This is a genomic window from Sphingobium sp. LF-16, assembly GCF_003711185.1.
GTDB classification, from domain to species: domain Bacteria; phylum Pseudomonadota; class Alphaproteobacteria; order Sphingomonadales; family Sphingomonadaceae; genus Sphingobium; species Sphingobium yanoikuyae_A.
Map to the genome: position 1 here is coordinate 1,412,457 of NZ_CP029335.1, position 19,449 is coordinate 1,431,905.

The 19,449-nt window shown below is 64.4% G+C and carries 14 protein-coding genes; 1 reads left to right on the forward strand and 13 read right to left on the reverse strand.

Features of this window, described 5'->3' with window-relative positions:
• Nucleotide 1 precedes the first annotated feature (1 nt).
• The 10 genes from DIZ22_RS06650 to DIZ22_RS06695 form a co-directional block, all read right to left on the reverse strand.
• A complete protein-coding gene (locus tag DIZ22_RS06650; protein ID WP_004207185.1) occupies nt 2-1,027 on the reverse strand; it encodes an aspartate-semialdehyde dehydrogenase in 1,026 nt (341 codons plus the stop codon).
• A 157-nt stretch (nt 1,028-1,184) separates the two neighbouring features.
• On the reverse strand, nt 1,185-3,404 hold the full coding sequence (locus DIZ22_RS06655) for a S9 family peptidase (RefSeq protein WP_048937244.1): 2,220 nt from the start codon (nt 3,402-3,404) through the stop codon (nt 1,185-1,187).
• A gap of 122 nt (nt 3,405-3,526) precedes the next feature.
• Entirely contained in the window at nt 3,527-4,483 is a 957-nt protein-coding gene (locus DIZ22_RS06660; RefSeq protein ID WP_048937096.1) for an alpha/beta hydrolase, read from the reverse strand.
• Between the two features lie 12 nt (nt 4,484-4,495).
• The gene (locus tag DIZ22_RS06665; protein ID WP_048937245.1) at nt 4,496-5,917 is read right to left on the reverse strand and encodes a BNR-4 repeat-containing protein; all 1,422 of its coding nucleotides are present in this window, start codon (nt 5,915-5,917) and stop codon (nt 4,496-4,498) included.
• A 19-nt stretch (nt 5,918-5,936) separates the two neighbouring features.
• Nucleotides 5,937-7,172: an MFS transporter gene (locus DIZ22_RS06670; RefSeq protein WP_048937097.1), complete on the reverse strand. Its 1,236-nt coding sequence runs from the start codon at nt 7,170-7,172 to the stop codon at nt 5,937-5,939.
• Nucleotides 7,169-8,119, reverse strand: coding sequence for a 2-dehydro-3-deoxygalactonokinase (locus DIZ22_RS06675; RefSeq protein WP_234415566.1), 951 nt, complete (start codon nt 8,117-8,119; stop codon nt 7,169-7,171). The genes DIZ22_RS06670 and DIZ22_RS06675 overlap by 4 nt, the downstream gene beginning before the upstream one ends.
• 7 nt (nt 8,120-8,126) lie before the next feature.
• The gene (locus tag DIZ22_RS06680) at nt 8,127-10,772 is read right to left on the reverse strand and encodes a TonB-dependent receptor (RefSeq protein ID WP_234415567.1); all 2,646 of its coding nucleotides are present in this window, start codon (nt 10,770-10,772) and stop codon (nt 8,127-8,129) included.
• A 169-nt stretch (nt 10,773-10,941) separates the two neighbouring features.
• A complete protein-coding gene (locus DIZ22_RS06685) occupies nt 10,942-11,664 on the reverse strand; it encodes a helix-turn-helix domain-containing protein (protein WP_048937100.1) in 723 nt (240 codons plus the stop codon).
• 46 nt (nt 11,665-11,710) lie between these two features.
• Nucleotides 11,711-12,886, reverse strand: a complete 1,176-nt coding sequence (locus DIZ22_RS06690; protein ID WP_048937246.1) for a mandelate racemase/muconate lactonizing enzyme family protein — start codon at nt 12,884-12,886, stop codon at nt 11,711-11,713.
• 14 nt (nt 12,887-12,900) lie between these two features.
• On the reverse strand, nt 12,901-13,806 hold the full coding sequence (locus tag DIZ22_RS06695) for a dihydrodipicolinate synthase family protein (RefSeq protein ID WP_048937101.1): 906 nt from the start codon (nt 13,804-13,806) through the stop codon (nt 12,901-12,903).
• A gap of 136 nt (nt 13,807-13,942) precedes the next feature.
• On the opposite strand from DIZ22_RS06695, the gene DIZ22_RS06700 reads away from it, so the two are divergent.
• Nucleotides 13,943-14,677 carry an SDR family oxidoreductase gene (locus DIZ22_RS06700; protein ID WP_048937102.1) on the forward strand — a complete coding sequence of 245 codons (735 nt, stop codon included), beginning with the start codon at nt 13,943-13,945 and terminating at the stop codon, nt 14,675-14,677.
• A 57-nt stretch (nt 14,678-14,734) separates the two neighbouring features.
• Here DIZ22_RS06700 and mqo read toward each other — a convergent pair whose 3' ends face one another.
• The 3 genes from mqo to DIZ22_RS06715 all read right to left on the reverse strand — a co-directional run bounded on the left by mqo (nt 14,735) and on the right by DIZ22_RS06715 (nt 19,391).
• Nucleotides 14,735-16,459 (reverse strand): malate dehydrogenase (quinone), encoded by a 1,725-nt coding sequence (gene mqo, locus DIZ22_RS06705; RefSeq protein ID WP_122928767.1) that lies wholly within the window; start codon nt 16,457-16,459, stop codon nt 14,735-14,737.
• A 97-nt stretch (nt 16,460-16,556) separates the two neighbouring features.
• Nucleotides 16,557-18,038, reverse strand: coding sequence for an alginate export family protein (locus DIZ22_RS06710; RefSeq protein ID WP_122928054.1), 1,482 nt, complete (start codon nt 18,036-18,038; stop codon nt 16,557-16,559).
• 12 nt (nt 18,039-18,050) lie between these two features.
• Nucleotides 18,051-19,391, reverse strand: coding sequence for a dicarboxylate/amino acid:cation symporter (locus DIZ22_RS06715; RefSeq protein WP_048937104.1), 1,341 nt, complete (start codon nt 19,389-19,391; stop codon nt 18,051-18,053).
• Nucleotides 19,392-19,449 lie beyond the last annotated feature (58 nt).

Here is a 19,449-nt window from a genome sequence, read left to right on the forward strand (position 1 = left end):
CTCAGCCCTTCTTGAGGTGGCGACGGCCCAGCAGTTCGGCGATCTGCACCGCGTTCAGCGCCGCGCCCTTGCGCAGATTGTCGCTGACGCACCACAGGTTGATGCCGTTCTCGATGGTCGAATCCTCACGCACGCGGCTTATGAAGGTCGCGAAATCGCCGACGCATTCGATCGGCGTGATGTAGCCACCGTCCTCGCGCTTATCGACCAGCATGATGCCCGGCGCCTCACGCAGGATGTCCTGCGCTTCCTTCGCCGAAATCTCATTCTCGAACTCGATGTTGATCGCTTCGCTATGGCCGACGAACACCGGCACGCGCACGCATGTCGCGGTCAGCTTGATCTTGGGATCAAGGATCTTCTTGGTTTCCGCGACCATCTTCCATTCTTCCTTGGTCGAACCATCGTCCAGGAAGACGTCGATGTGCGGGATCACGTTGAAGGCGATCTGCTTGGTGAACTTCTTCGGCTCGGCCGGATCGCCGACGAAGATGTTCCGCGACTGCTCGAACAGCTCGTCCATGCCTTCCTTGCCGGCGCCCGACACCGACTGGTAGGTGGCGACGACGACGCGCTTGATCTTGGCGGCGTCATGCAAGGGCTTGAGCGCCACGACCATCTGCGCGGTCGAGCAGTTGGGGTTGGCGATGATGTTCTTCTTCACATAGCCATCGATCGCGTCCGGGTTCACTTCGGGCACGATCAGCGGAACGTCCGGGTCCATGCGATAGAGCGACGAATTGTCGATCACGACGCAGCCGGCCGCCGCCGCCTTGGGCGCATATTCGGCGGTCGGGCCGGAGCCGGCCGCGAACAGGGCAATGTCCCAGCCGGTGAAATCGAAATGTTCAATATTTTTGCATTTGAGTGTCTTGCCAGTGTCACCGAAATCAATTTCGGTGCCCTGCGACCGGGGCGATGCAACCGCCGCGATCTCGTCAATCGGGAATTCGCGTTCGGCGAGAATGGTCAGCATCTCGCGGCCCACATTACCGGTGGCACCAACGACGACGACCTTATAACCCATGACTTAACACTCCACTCCATGCAGTATTGCGGGGTGGCGCATAGCGCAGTGGCGCGATTTGTCCAGAAAGAAGGGCTATTGCCAGCGATAGTCACGGGGTGGGAGGTGGCGCCGGCACGGCCGACGCCACCCATCCCTTACTCCTCACGCCCGGCCTTCACTTGGCCGGATCGACACCTTGATCGCGCAGGAAATTCTCGATCGTGGTCCAGAGGTGAACGCTGATCTTGGGACCGCCGACGCGGTGCGTCTGCCCCGGATAGACCATCAGTTCGAACGGCACGGCCGCGCCCTGCATCCTGGCCATCAACGCAGTCGAATTATCGAACACGACATTGTCGTCCGACATGCCGTGGATCAGCAGCAGCGGATCCTTGATCTTCACCGCATCATCGACCGCATCCGACCCCGGATAGGCGCTCGGCTTGTCCTGCGGCTGACCCAGATAGCGTTCGGTATAATGAGTGTCGTAAAACTCCCATTTCGTCACCGGCGCGCCCGAGACGATCGCGGCGAAGGTGCCCGGCGCCTTTTCCGCCAGCTTGAGCGACATATAGCCGCCATAGGACCAGCCATAGGTAGCAATCCGCTTGGGATCGACGAAGGGCTGGGCCTTCAGCCATTCGACGCCCTTCAACTGATCGTCGACCTCGACCGTGCCCATGGCGCGATGGATCTGGTCCTCGAACGCCTTGCCGCGATCGGGCGTGCCGCGATTGTCGATCGAGAAGACGATCCAGCCCCGGTCGACCAGATATTGGTTGAGCGCGCCGCTCCAGGTGTTGGTCACCTGGCGCCCGGCACCCGGACCGCCATAATGGATCATGAAGACGGGATAGCGCTTGCCCGGCTGCATCGGCGGGGTCAGCATCTTGGTGTAGAGGGTGCTGCCATCGGCCGCCTTGACGGTGCCGAAAACGGTCCTGGCATGGCTCGCCAGATAGGGCGCATAGGGATGATCGCCCTTCAGCGCATTTTCCGAAATCCACTGCAACTGCTTGCCGCTGCTATCAGCCAGATAGACCTGCTTGGGCTGGTCGGCATTCTGGCGCGAGACGACGATCCGGCTCGCCGCACCATCCATCACCGCATCGTTCCACCAGCCCTTGGCAGTCAGCGCCTTGAGTGGACCGGCCTTGGCGAGCGACGCGACATAGAGCTGCTGCTCCAGCGGCGTCTCGCGATTGCCGGTGAAATAGACCAGGCTCTTGCCCTCATCCACACCAACGATATCGCGTACTTCCCATTCGCCGCTGGTCAGCGCAGTCCATTTGCCGCCCCGCACATGATAGAGATGGCCATGGCCGGTCTTTTCCGACCACCACAGAAAACTGCCGTCACTCAGCGGCATGAAATTGTTGCTGAGGTTGATCCAGCTTTTCGACGTTTCGGTGAGGACGATCTTGGCCTTGCCGGTCGTCGGATCGACCGCAAGCAGGTCGAGGCGCTGCTGGTCCCGGCTTTCGCGCTGGACATAGAGGGTCTTGCCATCCTTCGACCAGTCGACACGGGCGAGATAGACGTTCTTGTCCGCGCCGAGATCGACTTGGACCTGGCCTGAGCCGTCCGCCTTCATGACGAAAAGGTCTACGATGGCGTTGGGCGTGCCGGCAGCCGGATAGCGCTGCTGATAAACCTTGGTGCCCTCCCCGCCAATCGCGGTGCGGGTGACAATCCCGACCGGGCTTTCATCAACCCGCGCGACCGCGATCATCGCGTCGGTCGGTGACCACCAATAGCCGGTGCGCCGATCCATTTCCTCCTGCGCGACGAATTCCGACACGCCCCAACTGACCGTATCGCTGGCGCCCTGGGTCAGTTGCTTCTCGCTGCCGTTCATCGGCTGCACGAACAGGTTACCGCCGCGCACAAAGGACACGAAGCCGCCCTTGGGGCTGACTACCCCATTGAGTTCGCCGTCCGGCGTGTCGGTGAGGCGGGTGACCTTGCCGTCGAGCGCGGCGAGATAGAGATCGCCATCGACCGGCACCAGGATGGTCTTGCCATCGGGCGACCAGTCATAGCTGGTGATGCCGGTGCTGCCAGCGACCGAGCGGTCGCGTTCGCGCTGCATCTTTTCCGCTTCGCTCAGTTCCGCGCCGCTGCCGGTCTTCTTCGAATCCACCAGCATGCGTTCGGCGCCGGTTGCGGTGTCGATCGCCCACAGGTCGAGCCGCTCCTTCTCGTCGGCACGCGGCTTGAGCAGGGTCACCAGCTTGCCGTCGGGCGAGAGCTTGAGCGCACGCGGCTGCGGGCCGGCAAGGTCGGGGCTTGCGAACACCCGCTCCAGCGTCAGCTTTTGCTGCGCCTGCGCGGCTGTGACGGGAAACAGCAGCAAGGCGCCCAACGCAGCGCCGGCCTTCAGATATGGGGACATGCTCATCCTTTCCGGGCAGCACCCGATCGGGCGCCACAATATCGGCCGGGCTTAGCGCGATGCGACGGAAAAGATCAATCGGTTGGAAGAATATGTCCCCCTTCCGCGGGAGCCCCTGACACTCAGACCAGCCCGCTCCGCACCTGCCATTTGCGCACGATCACCGGCCAGTCGGCGAAGGGCTGGGCCGGGTCGCCGCGCAGGCCGACGCCATGACTGCCCTCGTCGAACAAATGCATGTCGATCGCCCCCTGCGCCGCGCGTACCGCGCCGAACAAGGTCAGCGACTGGTCGACCGGTACGGTGCGGTCATGGACCGAATGGAACAGGATCATCGGCGGCGTGGTCGACGCCACGATCTTGTCCAGCGAATAGGCAGCTATTTGCGCTTCAGTCGGATCGTCGCCGATCAGCGACCTTCGGCTCCCGCCATTGGTGGCGCCGGCCATCGTCACTACCGGATAGAGCAGGATCGCCCCGTCCGGCCGGGCCGACAGATGGTCCGCACTTTCCGCCATCGGATAGATGCGGTCGTTGGGCCGCATGCACAGGCTGCCGGCCAGATGGCCGCCGGCGGAGCCCCCCAGCACCAGCACGCGCTGCGGATCGACGGTCCAGCCGCCGCTGCGCCCGGCCCGGATCAGCCGCATCGCCCGCTGCGCATCCTGTAGAGCGACATCAGCTCCCGCCGCCCAGCGATCGGCCGGCAGGCGATAGCGCAGGACGAAGGCATGGATGCCCATGTCGGCCATCCAGCGCGCACATTCATAGCCTTCCCGATCGATGCCGACTCGCGAATAGCCGCCGCCAGGAATGATCAGCACCGCCGCGCCCGTGGGCTTGGCCGCCGCGAACCAAGACAGGGTCGGCCGCGTCACATGGATCCCAACGCGATAGCGATAGCCCAGCGTGTCGATCTGGTCGTCCACCACTTCGGTGATGGCCGGTATCTTGCCGCCCGGCACGCCGTCGGGCCAGAGCGGGATGATCTGCGTCGGCTCGTCGGTGGCCGCAGAAAAGCGGCCAAACAACGGTGAACTTGCCACCGCCGCCAGAAATTCGCGTCGACTGCCGATCATCCCGTCTCCCTTTCAGTTCGTGACCTGCGTCAGATAGACGCTGCCGGTGGTGCTGTTCACATCGGTCGGCGCGGCGCCATAGATGATGTCGGTGTCGGCCGACAGCGGCACCGTGGCAAGCCGGGTTATCGCCTTGCCGGGCGCGAGGTCGGTAATCGTCCAGCCCGACGCCGTCGATGTCTTCAGCCCCTGGCGCAGCCCTTCGCCGGTGGTGGCGAAATAGACGCGGACCTGCGCCGCCGTGCGCGATATGCCCAGCGCCGCGGGCACATTGTTGCTGGCGGCAAAGATTTTTTCCCGACTGGTCCAGCCGGTGCCGCTCCAGCGCACGCGCCAGACGTCGAAATTGGCGTCCCCGCTGCCATCGGTCGGGCGATAGCGATAGGCGATGGTCGGCTGATTATAATCGTCAAGCGCCAGCTTAGCGCTCTGCAACCCCTTGAGCGTCTGGTCGGTGGTGAAGACCTCGCCCGACTGGAGCGGCAGGAAGAAGAGCTTGGCATTGGCGAGGCCCACCGGCAGCGTCGCTGCTGTGCCATCGGCATAGCTCCAGCCGCCGCCGGTCGGCGAATAGCGCAGATAGCTGCCATAATGGCGCAGCGACCGGGGCAGCGACTTGGCCCATTCCCACAGCAGATGAACGCTGCCGTCGCTGCCGAATGTCATGTCGTCGGGATAGACGACCGCATCATTGGCGGCGGCAAAGGTGCCGACATGGCTCCAAGCGCCGCTGCCGCCCGACATCGCCCAGCGATATAGTTCACCCTCGCCATCATAGGTTGCCGCGTCATAGCTGCGGATCATCAGATAGATGTCGCCATTGGGCGCCCGCTTGGCGACCGGATAGGTATAGAGGCCGGTGGCGGGGATATCGGTCTGGCGGGTGAAGCTCATGCCACCGGGCGCATCGGCGCGGAAATAGCGCATGCCATCCGACAGATTGTGCATGTCGGCCCAGACATGCAGCACGCCCGCGCCGTCGACCGCGATGGTCGGCTGCTTGTGCCCGATATCGTCCGCCTCGGTCCAGACCGTGCCATCGGGATTGCGCAGCACGGCGAAGGTCCAGATGCCGCTCGTGTCGCGCTTGCCGATCTTGACCTCGTGGCTGCCGGCCGCGCCGGACGCGGGCGGGCTGTCGAAGGCGACATAGAGCGTGCCGTCGGGGGCCAGCGCAATCGGCACCCACCAGGCGGCTTGGTTGGAGGAATCCGCGTCTCGCGGTACCCGCTCGACGCTGATGCTGGCGGCGAGCGCAGCGGCCATGGGTTCTTCCGCCGTTGCCTGGAGCGGGCTGCCCAGGCTGACCCAGTTGGCGATGGCGCTGGTCGCCGCCGTACCCGTGCCCGTCGTTGTCGCATCGCTCAGCAGCAGCGCGGCCGACGCCGTTCCGGCAAGGGCCAGTCCCCCTGCCAGTCCATAGAAACGCTTCATCTTCCTCTCCCACTTGTTGTTATGCGTGGACGAGTTGGCCTTCCCCATTGGATCGGCGCGCACTGCGCAGCGCCAGGAAGGCAAGCAGAAAGGCGATCGGATGAAGCAGCGCCATCAGCAGGAAGCTGCGTTCGAACGCGCCGCCCGCGACAAGCTGGCCAACCAATTGGGTCGAGAGCAGGCCGCCAAGCCCGCTGCCCGCCGCCACCACGCCGAACACGGTGGCGACGATACGGGTGGGATAGAGATCGACGATCAGCGTGCTGATGTTGATCTGGAACACCAGATGGGCGAAGGCCACGGCAGAGGCGAGCGCGAACAGGATCGGCAGAGCCGGATGGCTGGCCGCGATCGCGCCCAGTGGCGCCACCAGCGCGGCCGCGCCCATCACGATGATGCGGCTGGTTGCCGGCGCCACGCCGCGCGCGATCAACCGGCTGGAGAAGAAGCCGCCCCCAATGCTGCCAAGGTCGGCCGCGAGATAGACGATCCACGCCATGGAGGCGACCGCGATCAGGGTCAGGCCATAGATATCGGTCAGATATTTGGGGAACCAGAAGAGGTAGAAATACCAGACCGGATCGGCGACCGCGCGGGCGCCGGCGAGCAGCCAGACCGACCGGTCGCGCAGGATACGGCCCCACAGCGTGCCTTCGCTGATCCGCTCTTCCTTGGCTTCCGGCGCGCTGCGCGGATAGATTGTCAACCAGACGACCAGCCAAGCAAGGCCCGCCGCGCCGGTGGCGATGAACGCCGCGCGCCAGCCGAAATGCAGCGCGATGCCGGCGATCAGCGGTGGCGCCAGCGTTGCGCCGATCATCGCGCCGGCCGTATAGATGCCAAGCGCAATGCCGCGTTCCCTGGGTGGAAAATGTTCCGAAACCGCCTTGGGACCGGCGGTATAATTGCCCGCCTCGCCCAGCCCCAGCGCGAAGCGCGTCGCGCCCAGTTCCCCTGCCGACCGGACGAAGCCGGTCAGCAGGTTCGCCAGCGACCACCAGCCCACGAACAGCGCCAAAGACAGGCGCGTGCCCAGCCAGTCGGTCACCCGGCCGGCCATCAGATAGGCGAAGGTATAGGCAATCAGGAAAGCCTGGACGACGCGCGCATAGGCGATGTCATCCATATGCAGGTCTTGCTGCACCGTCGTCGCCAGGATCGAGAGCGCCTGCCGGTCGAGATAGTTGATCACGGTCGAGGCGAACAGCATCGCCAGGATCGCCCATCTGATCTTGCGGGCCTTCCCCTCGATCATGCGGCGGCAGCCTCCATGCGCGCGGCGATCGCCGACAGACCGGCCAGCGCGGTGCCATCGCCCGCCGCCTTTTCGGTCGCGATCCCCAGCCGATCGCAGACCCGGCCATAGAGATCGACCAGCAGTTCCGCGCCGACCAGGACGATCGTTTCCACCGCCATGCCGCGCGCGCGATGGGCGGCGACCGCGTCGCGGGCCTCCGCACCGATCATCAATCCGGACAGGAAGGATGGCGCGGTTTCGCTGGTCAATTCCCCCATCAGGATGCGGCTGCGCAGCGCGAACAGCGCATGTTCGATCGCCAGCGTCGGATCTTCGATCACCAGCCCGGCACCGACATCGAAGGCGGCGATGTCCGTCGGCGCGGCCGGATCATAGGGTTTTGCCAACGACCGCCCGAGCAGGCCATGAGCGAGCAGCAACTCGCGCATTTCCCCCTGCATCGAGGTAACGAAATCCAGCACCGTCCGTCCCTGTGTCCGCACCCATTTGGCATGGGTGCCCGGCAGGCAGATCAGGCGTTCGGTGTCATCATCCGTCACGCCCGCCAGCCAGCCGAACAATTGCACTTCCTCGCCGCGCATCACATCGGGCTGGCCGAAGATGTTGCGACAGGACAGGCCCGGCACGATCGCGATAGGGCATCCCGCCACCTCGAACCGCAACAGCGCGCCGGCCATCGCCTCTGGCCCGGCCGGGCAAGGCAGATAGGCTGCCTCACGCCAACCGATGGTCGACCCGATCATGCCCGACAGCAGCACCGGCATCGGACCATGACGATCGATCCAGTCCCCTGCCGCCGCGCGGAAGGCGGTTTCATGATCGGCCACATCCTTGGCGCCCTTGCCACGCACCGTCTCGACCGGGATCAGCCGCCCCTCCTCCACCCGACACAGGTGGAGGCGCATGTTGCTCGATCCCCAATCGCCCGCGATCAGCATAGTCATCCCGTCCTCAGAACTTGAAGTTGGCGCCGATGGCGAAGCGGCGGCCCTGCTCGGCATAGAGGGCGATCGCTTCGGGCGCGCCGGTATAGCGGATCTGCTTCTCGTTGGTCAGGTTGCCGGCCTCGGCATAGATACCAAAGGCGCCAAAATCATAGCGGATCGATGCGTCGATCGTCTCATAGGGCTTGAAGAAGGAGCCTTCGCCACCCGCCGTCACACTGTCGAGATAGCCCGAGCGATAATTATAGGCGACGCGCAGGCCGAACCCGTCCTTTTCATAATAGCCGACCAGATTGGCATTATGCTTGGACAGCCCTTCCAGCGGCAGGGTAGCGCCGGTGCGGGCATTCACGAACGGCGTGCTGCTGTCGATATAGCTGTAATTCGCCAGGATGCCGAAGCCGCTGGCAAAGCCATCGAGGAAGTTGAACGGCAACTGCAGCATCACTTCCGCGCCCTTGAGCTTGCCGCCCTCGCCATTGACCTTGCGGGTGACCAGGAATTGCTGGGTCTCGCCCGGCACATCCTCGAAGGTCGAGCGGGTGGTCAGGAAGGAGCCGATATCCTTGTAGAAAAGGCCGACCGTCAGCGCCGAGCCCTGGCGGAAATACCATTCCAGCGACACGTCATACTGATCCGCGCGGAAGGGTTTGAGGTTCGGATTGCCGCCGGTCCCGGTGTAGACGATGCGGTTGAGCAGCAAGCCGGGGCTCAGATCCTGCGAGTCCGGCAGGCCGACGACCTTGGCCGCGCCGACACGGGCGACCAGCTTGTCGGTCAGGTCGAATTTCAGCACCGCGCTCGGCAACCAGTCCTCATAGGAGGGCGAGGCAGTGACCGGCTGGAACGTCCCGTCGGCGCGGCGCAGCGCGGATACCGCATCGCGATCGGTGCGGGTGTAACGCAGGCCGATATTGCCGGAGAAGGGAATGCTGCCCAGGTCACCCTTCAGATTGAGCTTCACATAGCCCGCCTTGGTTACTTCATCGAGCTTGTAGGAGGCGGTGGGGTCCAGCACGCGCGGTGTGCAACTGCCCAATATTGCCTCGCAGGCAAAGTCCGCGCCGGTGCCAAACGGATTGCCGACCAGATAGGATTGGGCGAAGGGCGCCTTGCCACCGAGCAGATCGGGGAAGCTGCCGACCTCATAGAGCGCCGCATCCCGATCGGTCAGGCGGACCGAGGAGGTGAGCTGTGACAGCAGCGAATTGCGCGCGGTCTTGAGCTTGGCGATACGGCCGCCGACCTCGAAGGAGTCGAGCACGCCGCTTTCGATCGCATAGCGCAGGTCAACCCGGCCGGCATATTCCTTCGCATTGGATTCAAAGCGGTTATCGAAGAAGTTGGAATAATTGTAGAGCGACGGATCGAGCAGGTCGACGCCCGACGGCAGGGTCAGTTGCGGCACGCCGCCACCGGTGAAATCGAACGAGGTCAGATAGGATGCCCGCGTCTGGGTGCGGACATAGGTCTGGTTGTAATTGAGCTGGGCGTCCGAATAGCTGCCCTCCGCCTTGATCGTCCACGGCCCCTTCTCATAACGCAGGTTGAGCGCGCTGGAGAGCGAGTCATCCTTGATCGTCAGCCGCTCGTCATTGCCCTGCAGCGGCCGGCGGACTGTACCCGCGACCAGCACCTCATTGGGCGAGAAGCTGTAGTCGACATAGTCCGCGCCATTGCTGGTCAGCGCGACGGCGAACCAGTTGCGGCGACGCTTGGCCTTGCCGGCGGCATAGACGGTGTCCAGCGACAGCTCCAGTTCGTCGGTCGGCCGCCATTGCAGTACGACATTGGCGCCCAGTCGCTTGCGGCGTTCGCGCAGCCGCTGATAGCGGAGGTCGGCAATATAGGTGCCGGCCAGGCCGTCGCCATTGGGATCATTGTCGGCCACGCCATCGCCATTGGGGTCGAACGCGCCGGTCAGCGGCAGGAAGCCGGCGAAGCTGTTGAAGCTGTCTTCCTGGATCGGCCGGTCGGACGCGGTCACATTCACCAGCACGCCGAACCGGTCATCGAAATTGCGCGAATAGAGCAGCGAACCGCTGACACCCTTGCGGTCGAGCATGTCGGCATAGCTGCCCTCGATCCGGCCGGCGACCATCGTGTTCGGCGCGTCGAGCGGCTTGCGGGTGATGATGTTGACCGTGCCGCCCAGCGACCCGTCAATCTGGTCGGCCGACAGCAGCTTGGTGACTTCCAGGCGGCTGATCAGTTCGGCGGGATAAAGCGACAGCGGATTGAAATCGGCATCGGCCGGCACACCGGGACCACGACCAAAGGGGCTGACCAGCGACCGGCCATTCACCTCGGTCCGGTTCTGACGCAGGCCGCGGATCGACACGCTGGTGCCATCGCCCAGCGAGCGGCGGATCTGCACGCCCGACACGCGCTGGAGCGATTCCGCGATATTCTGGTCGGGCAGCTTGCCGACATCCTCGGCCACGATCGAGTCAACGAAGGTGACAGCCTGGCGCTTGGTCTCGATGCCCTTGCTCAGGCTCTGGCGAATGCCGGTGACGACGATATCGGCGACCGCGCTGTCGGCCGCCTGGGCTGGCTGCGGCTCTGCAGTTTCCTGGGCGGCTACGATCGTCGGAAACGCGGCCGTAGTGGCCAGTACCAACAGGCTCGCGCATTTTGCTACCTTGCGCATCTTCATCCCCTCCTGTGCGAGCATTGTGCTTCTGAGAGGGAAATTGTTGCACAATTAGCGACGTGTCAATCCCGAAATCTGAAATTTGTTGCTTCTATATCGATTTAATTGGCCAATTTTGCGGAATAAAATCGATAGCACGCCATATTTGTATCACATGAAGCAACACTTACTCCCCGATGTGCTGCGCCGCCTCGCGCAGGGCCTCGACCAGCGGTGCCGTCGCCCCCTCGGGAATCCAGCCCGACATGGCGATGCCGGCATGGACCGGATCGCCCATCGACACGGACACGATATGATGGTCGCGCTCATCCGCCACATGGACGCGCGCATAGCCCAGCGCACGAACCTCGCTCAGCTTGGCGAGCAGGCTGTCGATGCCGTCGGGGAACATCGGAATGTCGCGCCCTTCATACAGTTCGCGCACATCGGCATCCTCCAGTTCCGCGAGCAGGGCGATGCCGATGCCGCTGGTCGTCGCGGGCAACAGGCCGATACGGCCCAGGCCGCGCGACGCCTCGATCCCCGGCGGGGCGTGGAAGAGATAGGAGACACTGTCATTCCACAGCACGCCCATCGCCACCGTATGGCCGTAGCGGCGCAGCTGCTCCAGTTCCGGCAGGGCGCGACGGATCAGGCCCGACGCGAACAGGCTCTGCGCCGCCAGCACATGCATGCCCGGCCCGGCGGTATATTTGCGGTTCGCGGTCTGTCGCGCGATGCCCAGATAGGCCAGCGTCTTGAGCAGGCGGTTGATCTTGGTCGGATCGGAATCCAGCTGTCGCGCCAGTTCGCGACAGCCGATCGGCTCGGGCGAGGAAGCGAGCGCCTGAAGCGTGGTGATCCCGTCGATCAGGCTCTGGTTGGGCTGGGCGTTGATTTTCGTGCGCATGGCCGTTTCTAGCGTCCGACCATGGCGTTTAGCCAGCCCAGATCTTTCATTGCCGCCCCCGCGTTACATGGTTCCAGAAGGCTGCGTTCGGCGCCACCCCCAACCCCGGCCCTTCGGGCAAGGCAAAGGCGCCGGCCGTGCAGGACAGGCGCCCGTCAAGCAGTTGCGCCGAACGCGGCAGGATCGAATGCTGATATTCATGATAGGGCAGGTCGCGCACCGCCGCGGCGGCATGCAGGCTGGCCGCCGCGAAGATGCCGACGCCGATGGTCGCATGCGGCATCACCCGGACATGATGCGCCTCGGCCAGACGAGCGATGCGCATGAACTGGGTGATGCCAGTATGGCCCATTTCGGGCTGCACGATCGACACTGCCCGCGCTTCCAGCCGGGGGCGGGCATCGAACACGCTACGCCATTCCTCGCCCGCCGCGATCGGTGTCGCGACGCGGGCGGCGACATCGGCCAGCCCCGCGACATCCTCGGGCTTGACCGGCGCTTCGGCGAAATAAAGGTCGTGCGGTTCCAGCCGGCGGATAAGCGCCACCGCCTCGGCCGCCGAATACATCCAGTGAAGATCCACCATCAGCTTGACGTCCGGGCCGATCGCCGCGCGCAACGCCTTCGCTTCCGCCTCGATCCCGTCAAAGCTGACCACGCCGGCGAACTTGATCGCGTCGAACCCCTGGTCGACGAAGCGCTTCGCCAGCGCGCAGCGCGCCTCCAATGTCGGTTCGGGCAGGCCGGAGACATAGGCTGGAATGGTCTCGCGCCGCTGCCCGCCCAGCATGCGGCAGAGCGGCAGGCCGACGGCGCGGGCATGGATATCCCACAGCGCGATGTCGACAGCCGCCATCGCATCCAGCCAGAAACCGCCCTGATAGCCGCGCACCCGCATCAGGTCGTAAAGATCTTCCCAGATCACCTCGACATCATGGGCCGAACGGCCGATCAGGATCGGCGCGATGACATCGTCGACCAGTTCGTGGATCGCGCCCGGCGCGACCAGGCCATAGGTTTCGCCCCAGCCGACCAGTCCCGACCGGCTGGTGACGCGCACCACCACCGATCGGTCGACCGTCGGATAGATGGTGCCATTGCGGCGCCGGACGATATAGCCGGCCGCGTTGACTTCCTCGCCCGGCCCCAGCGCGCCCAGATAGGGCACGTCGCGGGGTATGGTGACGGTGAAGACGTCTAGCCGCTCGATCACATCGTCCATCGCGCCCATATCCTTCAGCCCTGCACCACGCCGATTCCGGTCCAATCGTCGATCCGCGCGAGGATGCGGTCAAGCTCGCGCTGGTCGCCCTCGTCCAGTTCCGGGCCGGGCGCGCGGGTGAAGGCGTCGGCGATCAGGCCGCGCCGACGCAACACTTCCTTGGTCAGCCGCCAGCGGAACACCGCCTGCATCATCAGCAGCGGCAACATCCGTTCATAATGGGTGCGCACCGCATCACCGTCGCCGGCCAGATGGGCGGCCATCAGCGCAACATGCGCCTCGGGCAGTTCGGCCGCCGGCATGGTGCCGATCGCGCCGCGCGCCAGTTCGTCGGTGATGTAGCGGCCACCGGCACCGCCGAACACGCCCAGCAGATGATCGGGCGCGGCCGCGCGGATCGCACTGATCCGCTGGCCGCAGGGCATATTCTCTTCCTTGACCCAGTGGATGGCGGGGACGGCACCGACGACGGCGATGACATCCTCGGCGCTCAGGCCCGCCCCCATCGGTCGGGGCGCATTTTGCAGCATCAACGGCAGGCCAGCCTCGCCAAGTTTGCGATAATGGGCGGCCAGCGCGTCATTGTCGCCGGCCAGCGCGCCCGGCGTCATCACCATCGCGCCGGCGGCACCCGCCGCCTTGCCCGCACGGATCAGCGCCAGGCTTTCTTCGACGTCCGGGCTGGACCCGCCGATGATGAAGCCGATGCGGCCATCGATACGCGCGGAGATCCGGCCGATCAGGTCGATCCGCTCGTCGAGCGAGAGCATGTCATATTCGCTGGCGAGGCCCGGAAAGACTGCGCCATCGACACCGCAATCGACGACGAAATCGACAATCGCATCCATGCCGCTATCGTCGATAGCGCCCGACGCATCGAACGGCGTGGGCAGAACCGGATATACGCCACTGACCTTCATGGAACCCCTTCCTCTCCTGTTTCCGCTTCAATTATCGCTCATTTAGCAACACGTCAATCTGACATTGTCAGAATTATGCCATTGCGAGCGTATCTCTAGATGATATGTTGCTTTTATAAATACGAATGGAGAAGATATGCCCCGCCTGTCCGGTAAGATCGCTCTCGTCACCGGTGCCGCCGGCGGCATCGGCGCGGCCATTTGCGCCCGCTTCAAGGCGGAGGGCGCCCATGTCGTCGCGATGGACCGGATCGCCTCCGATGCGGGGGACGAGGCATGGGTCTGCGACCTGGCGGACGACGCCGGCATTGCGCAGGGCGCGGACGACCTGCTGGCACGGCTTGGGCCGCCGGACATCATCGTCCATGCCGGCGCCGCAACCGAACAGGCGGACATCTTCGCCTCCTCGCCGCAAGCCTTCAATGCGATCTATGACGTGAATGTCGGTGGCGCGGTCCGCCTGGTCCAGGCCTTCGCCCCCGCCATGCAGGACGCGGGCCGGGGCAATTTCGTCTTCATTTCCTCGATCAATGCCCGCATGGGCGCGCCCAGCCTGGCGGCCTATGCCGCATCGAAGGGTGGCCTCGAGACCTTCATGAAGGGCTTTGCGCTGGAGGTCGCGGCCGACGGTCTGCGCGCCAATTGCGTCGCCCCGGCCTCAATCGACACGGCAATGCTGCGCGCCTCCTTCGACCGTCAGCCCGATCCGGCGGCCGCGCTGGCAGCCAACATCCTGCGCCATCCGCTCGGCCGGCTCGGCACGGTCGAGGATGTCGCCAATCTGGTGCTGTTCCTGGCGTCGGATGAAGCCGCCTGGATCACCGGTGGCGTGTTCCCGGTGGATGGCGGCGCCGGCATCACCCGGCGATAGGCTGAGGAACAGGGAACAGGCTGGCGATCGCGCACCAGCCCCTCCCCTGTCCGGTCGTTACAGCGCCTGCTGCTCCGAATTGAGGTTGCGCTTGGCTGGCAGCTTGGCACCGGCATTAAGCGTCGCACCATTCAGGCCCGCCGGCACCTCTATATAGGGCAGGCCCAGCGTCTGGCTGGTCATGCGGCGGATGCGGTTGGTGAGATCCGGGCTGGCGTTGAGTTTCTGCCCATAGGAGGGCACCATCGCCGCCACTTTGGGCTTCCAGCTGGTCGCCATCTGCTGCGGGAAGGCACGACGCATGACTTCGAGCATGATCGCCGGCGAGGTCGAGGCGCCAGGCGAAGCGCCGAGCAGCGCGGCGATGCTGGCATCCTTGTCGGTGACGATCTCGGTCCCGAACTGCAGCACCGTGCCCTTCTTGGGATCATATTTGATCACCTGCACGCGCTGGCCCGCGGTGATCAGCTTCCAGTCGCCGCGCTTGGCATTGGGATAATATTTGACCAATTCGGCCTGACGCTGAGCATCGGTCAGCGTCGCCTGCTGCGCCAGATAGCGGACCAGATCCAGATTTTCCGCGCCAACCTTCATCATGCCGCCGACATTATTCTTGTAGATGGAGGCGAACAGATCGAGCGGCGAGCCATTTTTCAGGAATTTCGTGCTCTGCAGCGCGAAGGGACCGAACAGGGTCACCGACTTGCCGTCCAGCTTGCGCGCGTCGAGATGCGGCACCGACATGGGCGGCGATCCGGCCTCCGCCTTGCCATAGACCTTCACATTGTGACGGCTGGTCGCGGCCGGCCCCTCGAACGCCAGGAACTGGCCGCCGACCGGGAAGCCGGCATAGTTTTTCGATTCCGGAATGCCCGACATCTGCAGCAGCTTGAGCGAGGCACCGCCCGCGCCGATGAAGACGAACTTCGCCTTCACCACGGCATCGCTGTTCTTCTTGAGGTCATGGACGGTGACGTTCCACGTCTTGTCCGCATTCTGATGCAGGCCGCGCACCTCATGGCCAAGCTGCAGGTTGAAATTGGGATTGCGGGTCAGCGCCTGGGTCAGCTGGGTGGTGATGACACCGAAATTGACATCGGTGCCAAGCGGCATGAACGTCGCCGCAACCTTCTGCTTCGGGTCGCGTCCCTCCATCACCAGCGGCGCCCAGCGGCGGATCTGTGCGGGATCCTGCGAATATTGCATGCCATAGAAGAGCGGGTTCTTGACCAGCGCATCGCGGCGCTTGTGCAGATAGGCGATATTGTCGTCGCCCCAGACGAAGCTCATATGCGGCGTCGCGTTGATGAAATCGGTCGGCTTGGGCAGACGGCCCTGCTTGACCTCATGCGACCAGAACTGGCGCGAAATCTCGAACTGCTCGGCGATATCGACGGCCTTTTCGGTCGCGATCGATCCGTCATCCTTCTCCGGCGTATAGTTCAACTCGGCAAAGCCCGAATGGCCGGTGCCGGCATTGTTCCAGCCGTTGGAGCTTTCCTGCGCGACCTTGTCCATCCGCTCATAGATGTCGATCCGCCAGTCCGGCTCCATTTCCTGGAGATAGGTGGCCAGCGTCACACCCATGATGCCGCCGCCGATCACCAGCACGTCGACCGGCTTGTCATTGGCGGCCGCCTTGCCGGCGGGCGAGGCCATCGGACGGAACAGGAAGGCGGTGGCGGCGATCGCCAGCACCAGGATGAGGATGGCGAGGGTAAGGAGGATCTTCTTGAACAAGGACCGGCGGCGCGGTGCCGCCGGACTGGAGGAGGATGTCATGATCGTGGATTCCAAATCTGCGTGGAAAGGGGCCGGGCGGCCGGATGCGCGTTCGCCAATCTTGTCCGTCAGGTCATGCGCACCACCCCATCCACCTTCAGAAACGGAAGCTCAGCCAGCCGGCCAGATAATCGCTGTTGCCATAACCGGCACGGCTAAGCACCGGCCCTGCATCCAGATGCTCGTAGCGCCCGACAAAGGACAGGCGCGGCGTGATCGACCATGTGATCTGAGCGCGGATGGATTCGCCGATCTTGTGGCCGGGGACCGATTGGGTGCCGGCGAAGATCGACTTGTTGGCGCGATAGACCGCATCATTTTCATCGGCGCGCCAGGCGAACTGATATTCCATCGTCGCCTTCACGCCCTTGAGCGGCGACAGGGTCAGGCTGGGCGCCAGCGTCTTGAGGTTGGTCGGCGTCATGCACAGCTGGTAGCTGTAATAGATATTGTTGCCGAAGGGGGCATAGGCAGCCTTCAGCGTGCCGCCCTCGAACGTGCCGCCGCCGCTGGCATAATCGGCGTGGAAGCCGATGCGCGGCCCCATCGGCAGGTCGCCGGGCAGCTTGTAGCTCTGGTTGAAGAAAAGCTGCCAGGCGCTGATATCGCGCCCGTCGAAATCGCCGAACTGGTGATTGATGGTCCAGTCGAGATTGACCGGGCCAACTTCCCCCCACAGGCGCGCGCCGGCATAGAAGCGCTCGACCCGGCCAGTCACGCCGCCCCACAGCGCTTCGCTGGTGCGCAACCGCCAGAAAAAGGGATCGAGATAGAGCTCCGATCCGCCCAGCGCCTTTTCGGGAATGCGGATTCCGGCGGTGAAGCCGGAAAAGCGCCGGCCCTGCTCGACCTTGTCATCGCCCGTCCCGCCATTGCCCAGCGCGGTCGGCTTGAAATCGAAGGCATCGATGCGCAGCGATCCCGTCCGTGCCCAGGCCCGCACGCCGTTCAGCGCATAGCGGATCGTGTTATTGTCGCGCTGCGACGTCAGCAGATTGGGGCCATCGGTAAATTCCTGCCGCCCATAGCGCAGACCCAGGTCCATGCCGGCAACCCGCCCCTTCAGTTCGGCGAAGGACTGGAGCAGCACCAGATCATTGCGCAGTGAACCAGACGGCGTGCCGATATTGTCGCCGGACATGCCGCCATGGGCGATCTCGCCATAGAAGCGCAGATGCGGCCCGACATGCAGGTCGGCGCCGCCGACCAGCCGGTTGATGTCCTGCCGCTGGCTGCCGGCATTCCGCAGGTTGAGGTTGGTGGTGTAGTTGACCCGCACCCGCGCCTCGCCGCTGAGCGTCAGATAGATGTCGCCATCCTTATCCAGCGGCAGATATTTGAGGCGATCGAACAGGTCATCGCGCTGCGCGGGATCGGCCTTGCTGCGCCAGTCCTCCGCCCAGCGAGACAGGGCATAGCCGCCCGATACCGATCCTTCGCCAACGGCATCGGCTGGATAGAGGCTGGCAGGCTCAGCGGGCATGTCGTCGGCCCATGCTGGCGTGGCGAGCAGGGTGGCAAGGGTGAGAGCGGAGACGGCGACGGGGCGGCGCGCGGCCGCGCAGGAGAAACGAACCATGGTGGCTGCGCCTCATTCCGCCGGGACGGCGCTGGCGAGCGCCGGAGCCGCCAGGGATGGCGCCCCGCCCTCGCCCCGCATCGCGGCTTGCAACTGCGCCCGGTCCAGCTTCCCTTCCCAGCGCGACACGACGATCGTCGCCACCGCATTGCCGATGAAGTTGGTCAGGCTGCGGCATTCGCTCATGAAGCGGTCGACGCCCAGGATCAGGGCCATGCCGGCGACCGGCACGGAGGGGACGATGGAGAGGGTCGCCGCCAGCGTGATGAAGCCGGCACCGGTCACGCCCGCCGCGCCCTTGGACGAGAGCATAGCGACGCCCAGCAACAGGATCTGGTCGCCGATCGACAGGTCGACGCCGGTGGCCTGCGCGATGAACAGCGCGGCCAGCGTCATGTAGATATTGGTGCCGTCGAGGTTGAAGCTGTAGCCGGTCGGCACGACCAGGCCGACGATCGACTTGGGGCAGCCCGCCCGCTCCATCTTTTCGATGAGGGCCGGCAGCGCGCTTTCCGACGAGGAGGTGCCGAGCACCAGAAGCAATTCGGTCTTCAGGTAACGGATCAGGCCGAAGATCGAGAAACCGGCGGCGCGGGCGACCAGGCCCAGGATCACGACCACGAACAGCGCCGAGGTGAGGTAGAAGGTGCCGACCAGGAAGGCGAGATTGGCGAGCGTGCCGACGCCATATTTGCCAATGGTGAAGGCCATGGCGCCGAAGGCACCGACGGGCGCGGCCTTCATGACGATCGCGACCAGCTTGAACACGGCGGTCGAGACATCTTCGAGCAGGTCGAGCACGCGCGCGCCGCGATCGCCGATCAGTGCCAGCGCAACCCCGAACAGGATCGCAACGAACAGCACCTGAAGGATATTGCCGCTGACGAAGGCGGACAGGAAACTGTCGGGGATGATGCCGGTCAGGAAGCCGGTCAGCGTGCTGTCATGCGCCTTTTCCGCATATTCGCTGACCTTGCTGGCGTCGAGCGTGGCGGGATCGATGTCGAGGCCCGCGCCCGGCCGCACCACATTGGCGACGATCATGCCGACGACCAGCGCCAGGGTGGAGAAGAAGAGGAAATAGGCAAAGGCCTTGCCCGCGACCCGGCCGACGCTGGCAATGTCGCGCATGCCGGCAATGCCGGTGACGATCGTCAGGAAAATGACCGGGGCGATGACCATCTTCACCGCCTTGATGAAGGCGTCGCCGACCGGCTTCATCGCCTCCCCCAGATGCGGCGCGAAATGGCCGAGCGCCACGCCGGCGATGATCGCCAGCAGCACCTGCGCATAGAGATGAAGATACCAGGGACGCCGGGTGACCGGCGTGTCGGGGAAATCGGAAATCTGCATGACAGTTGTCTTTCTGGCCCTCGCCAAAAGCCTTCCCGCCTTCTTGGTTGGGCGGGTC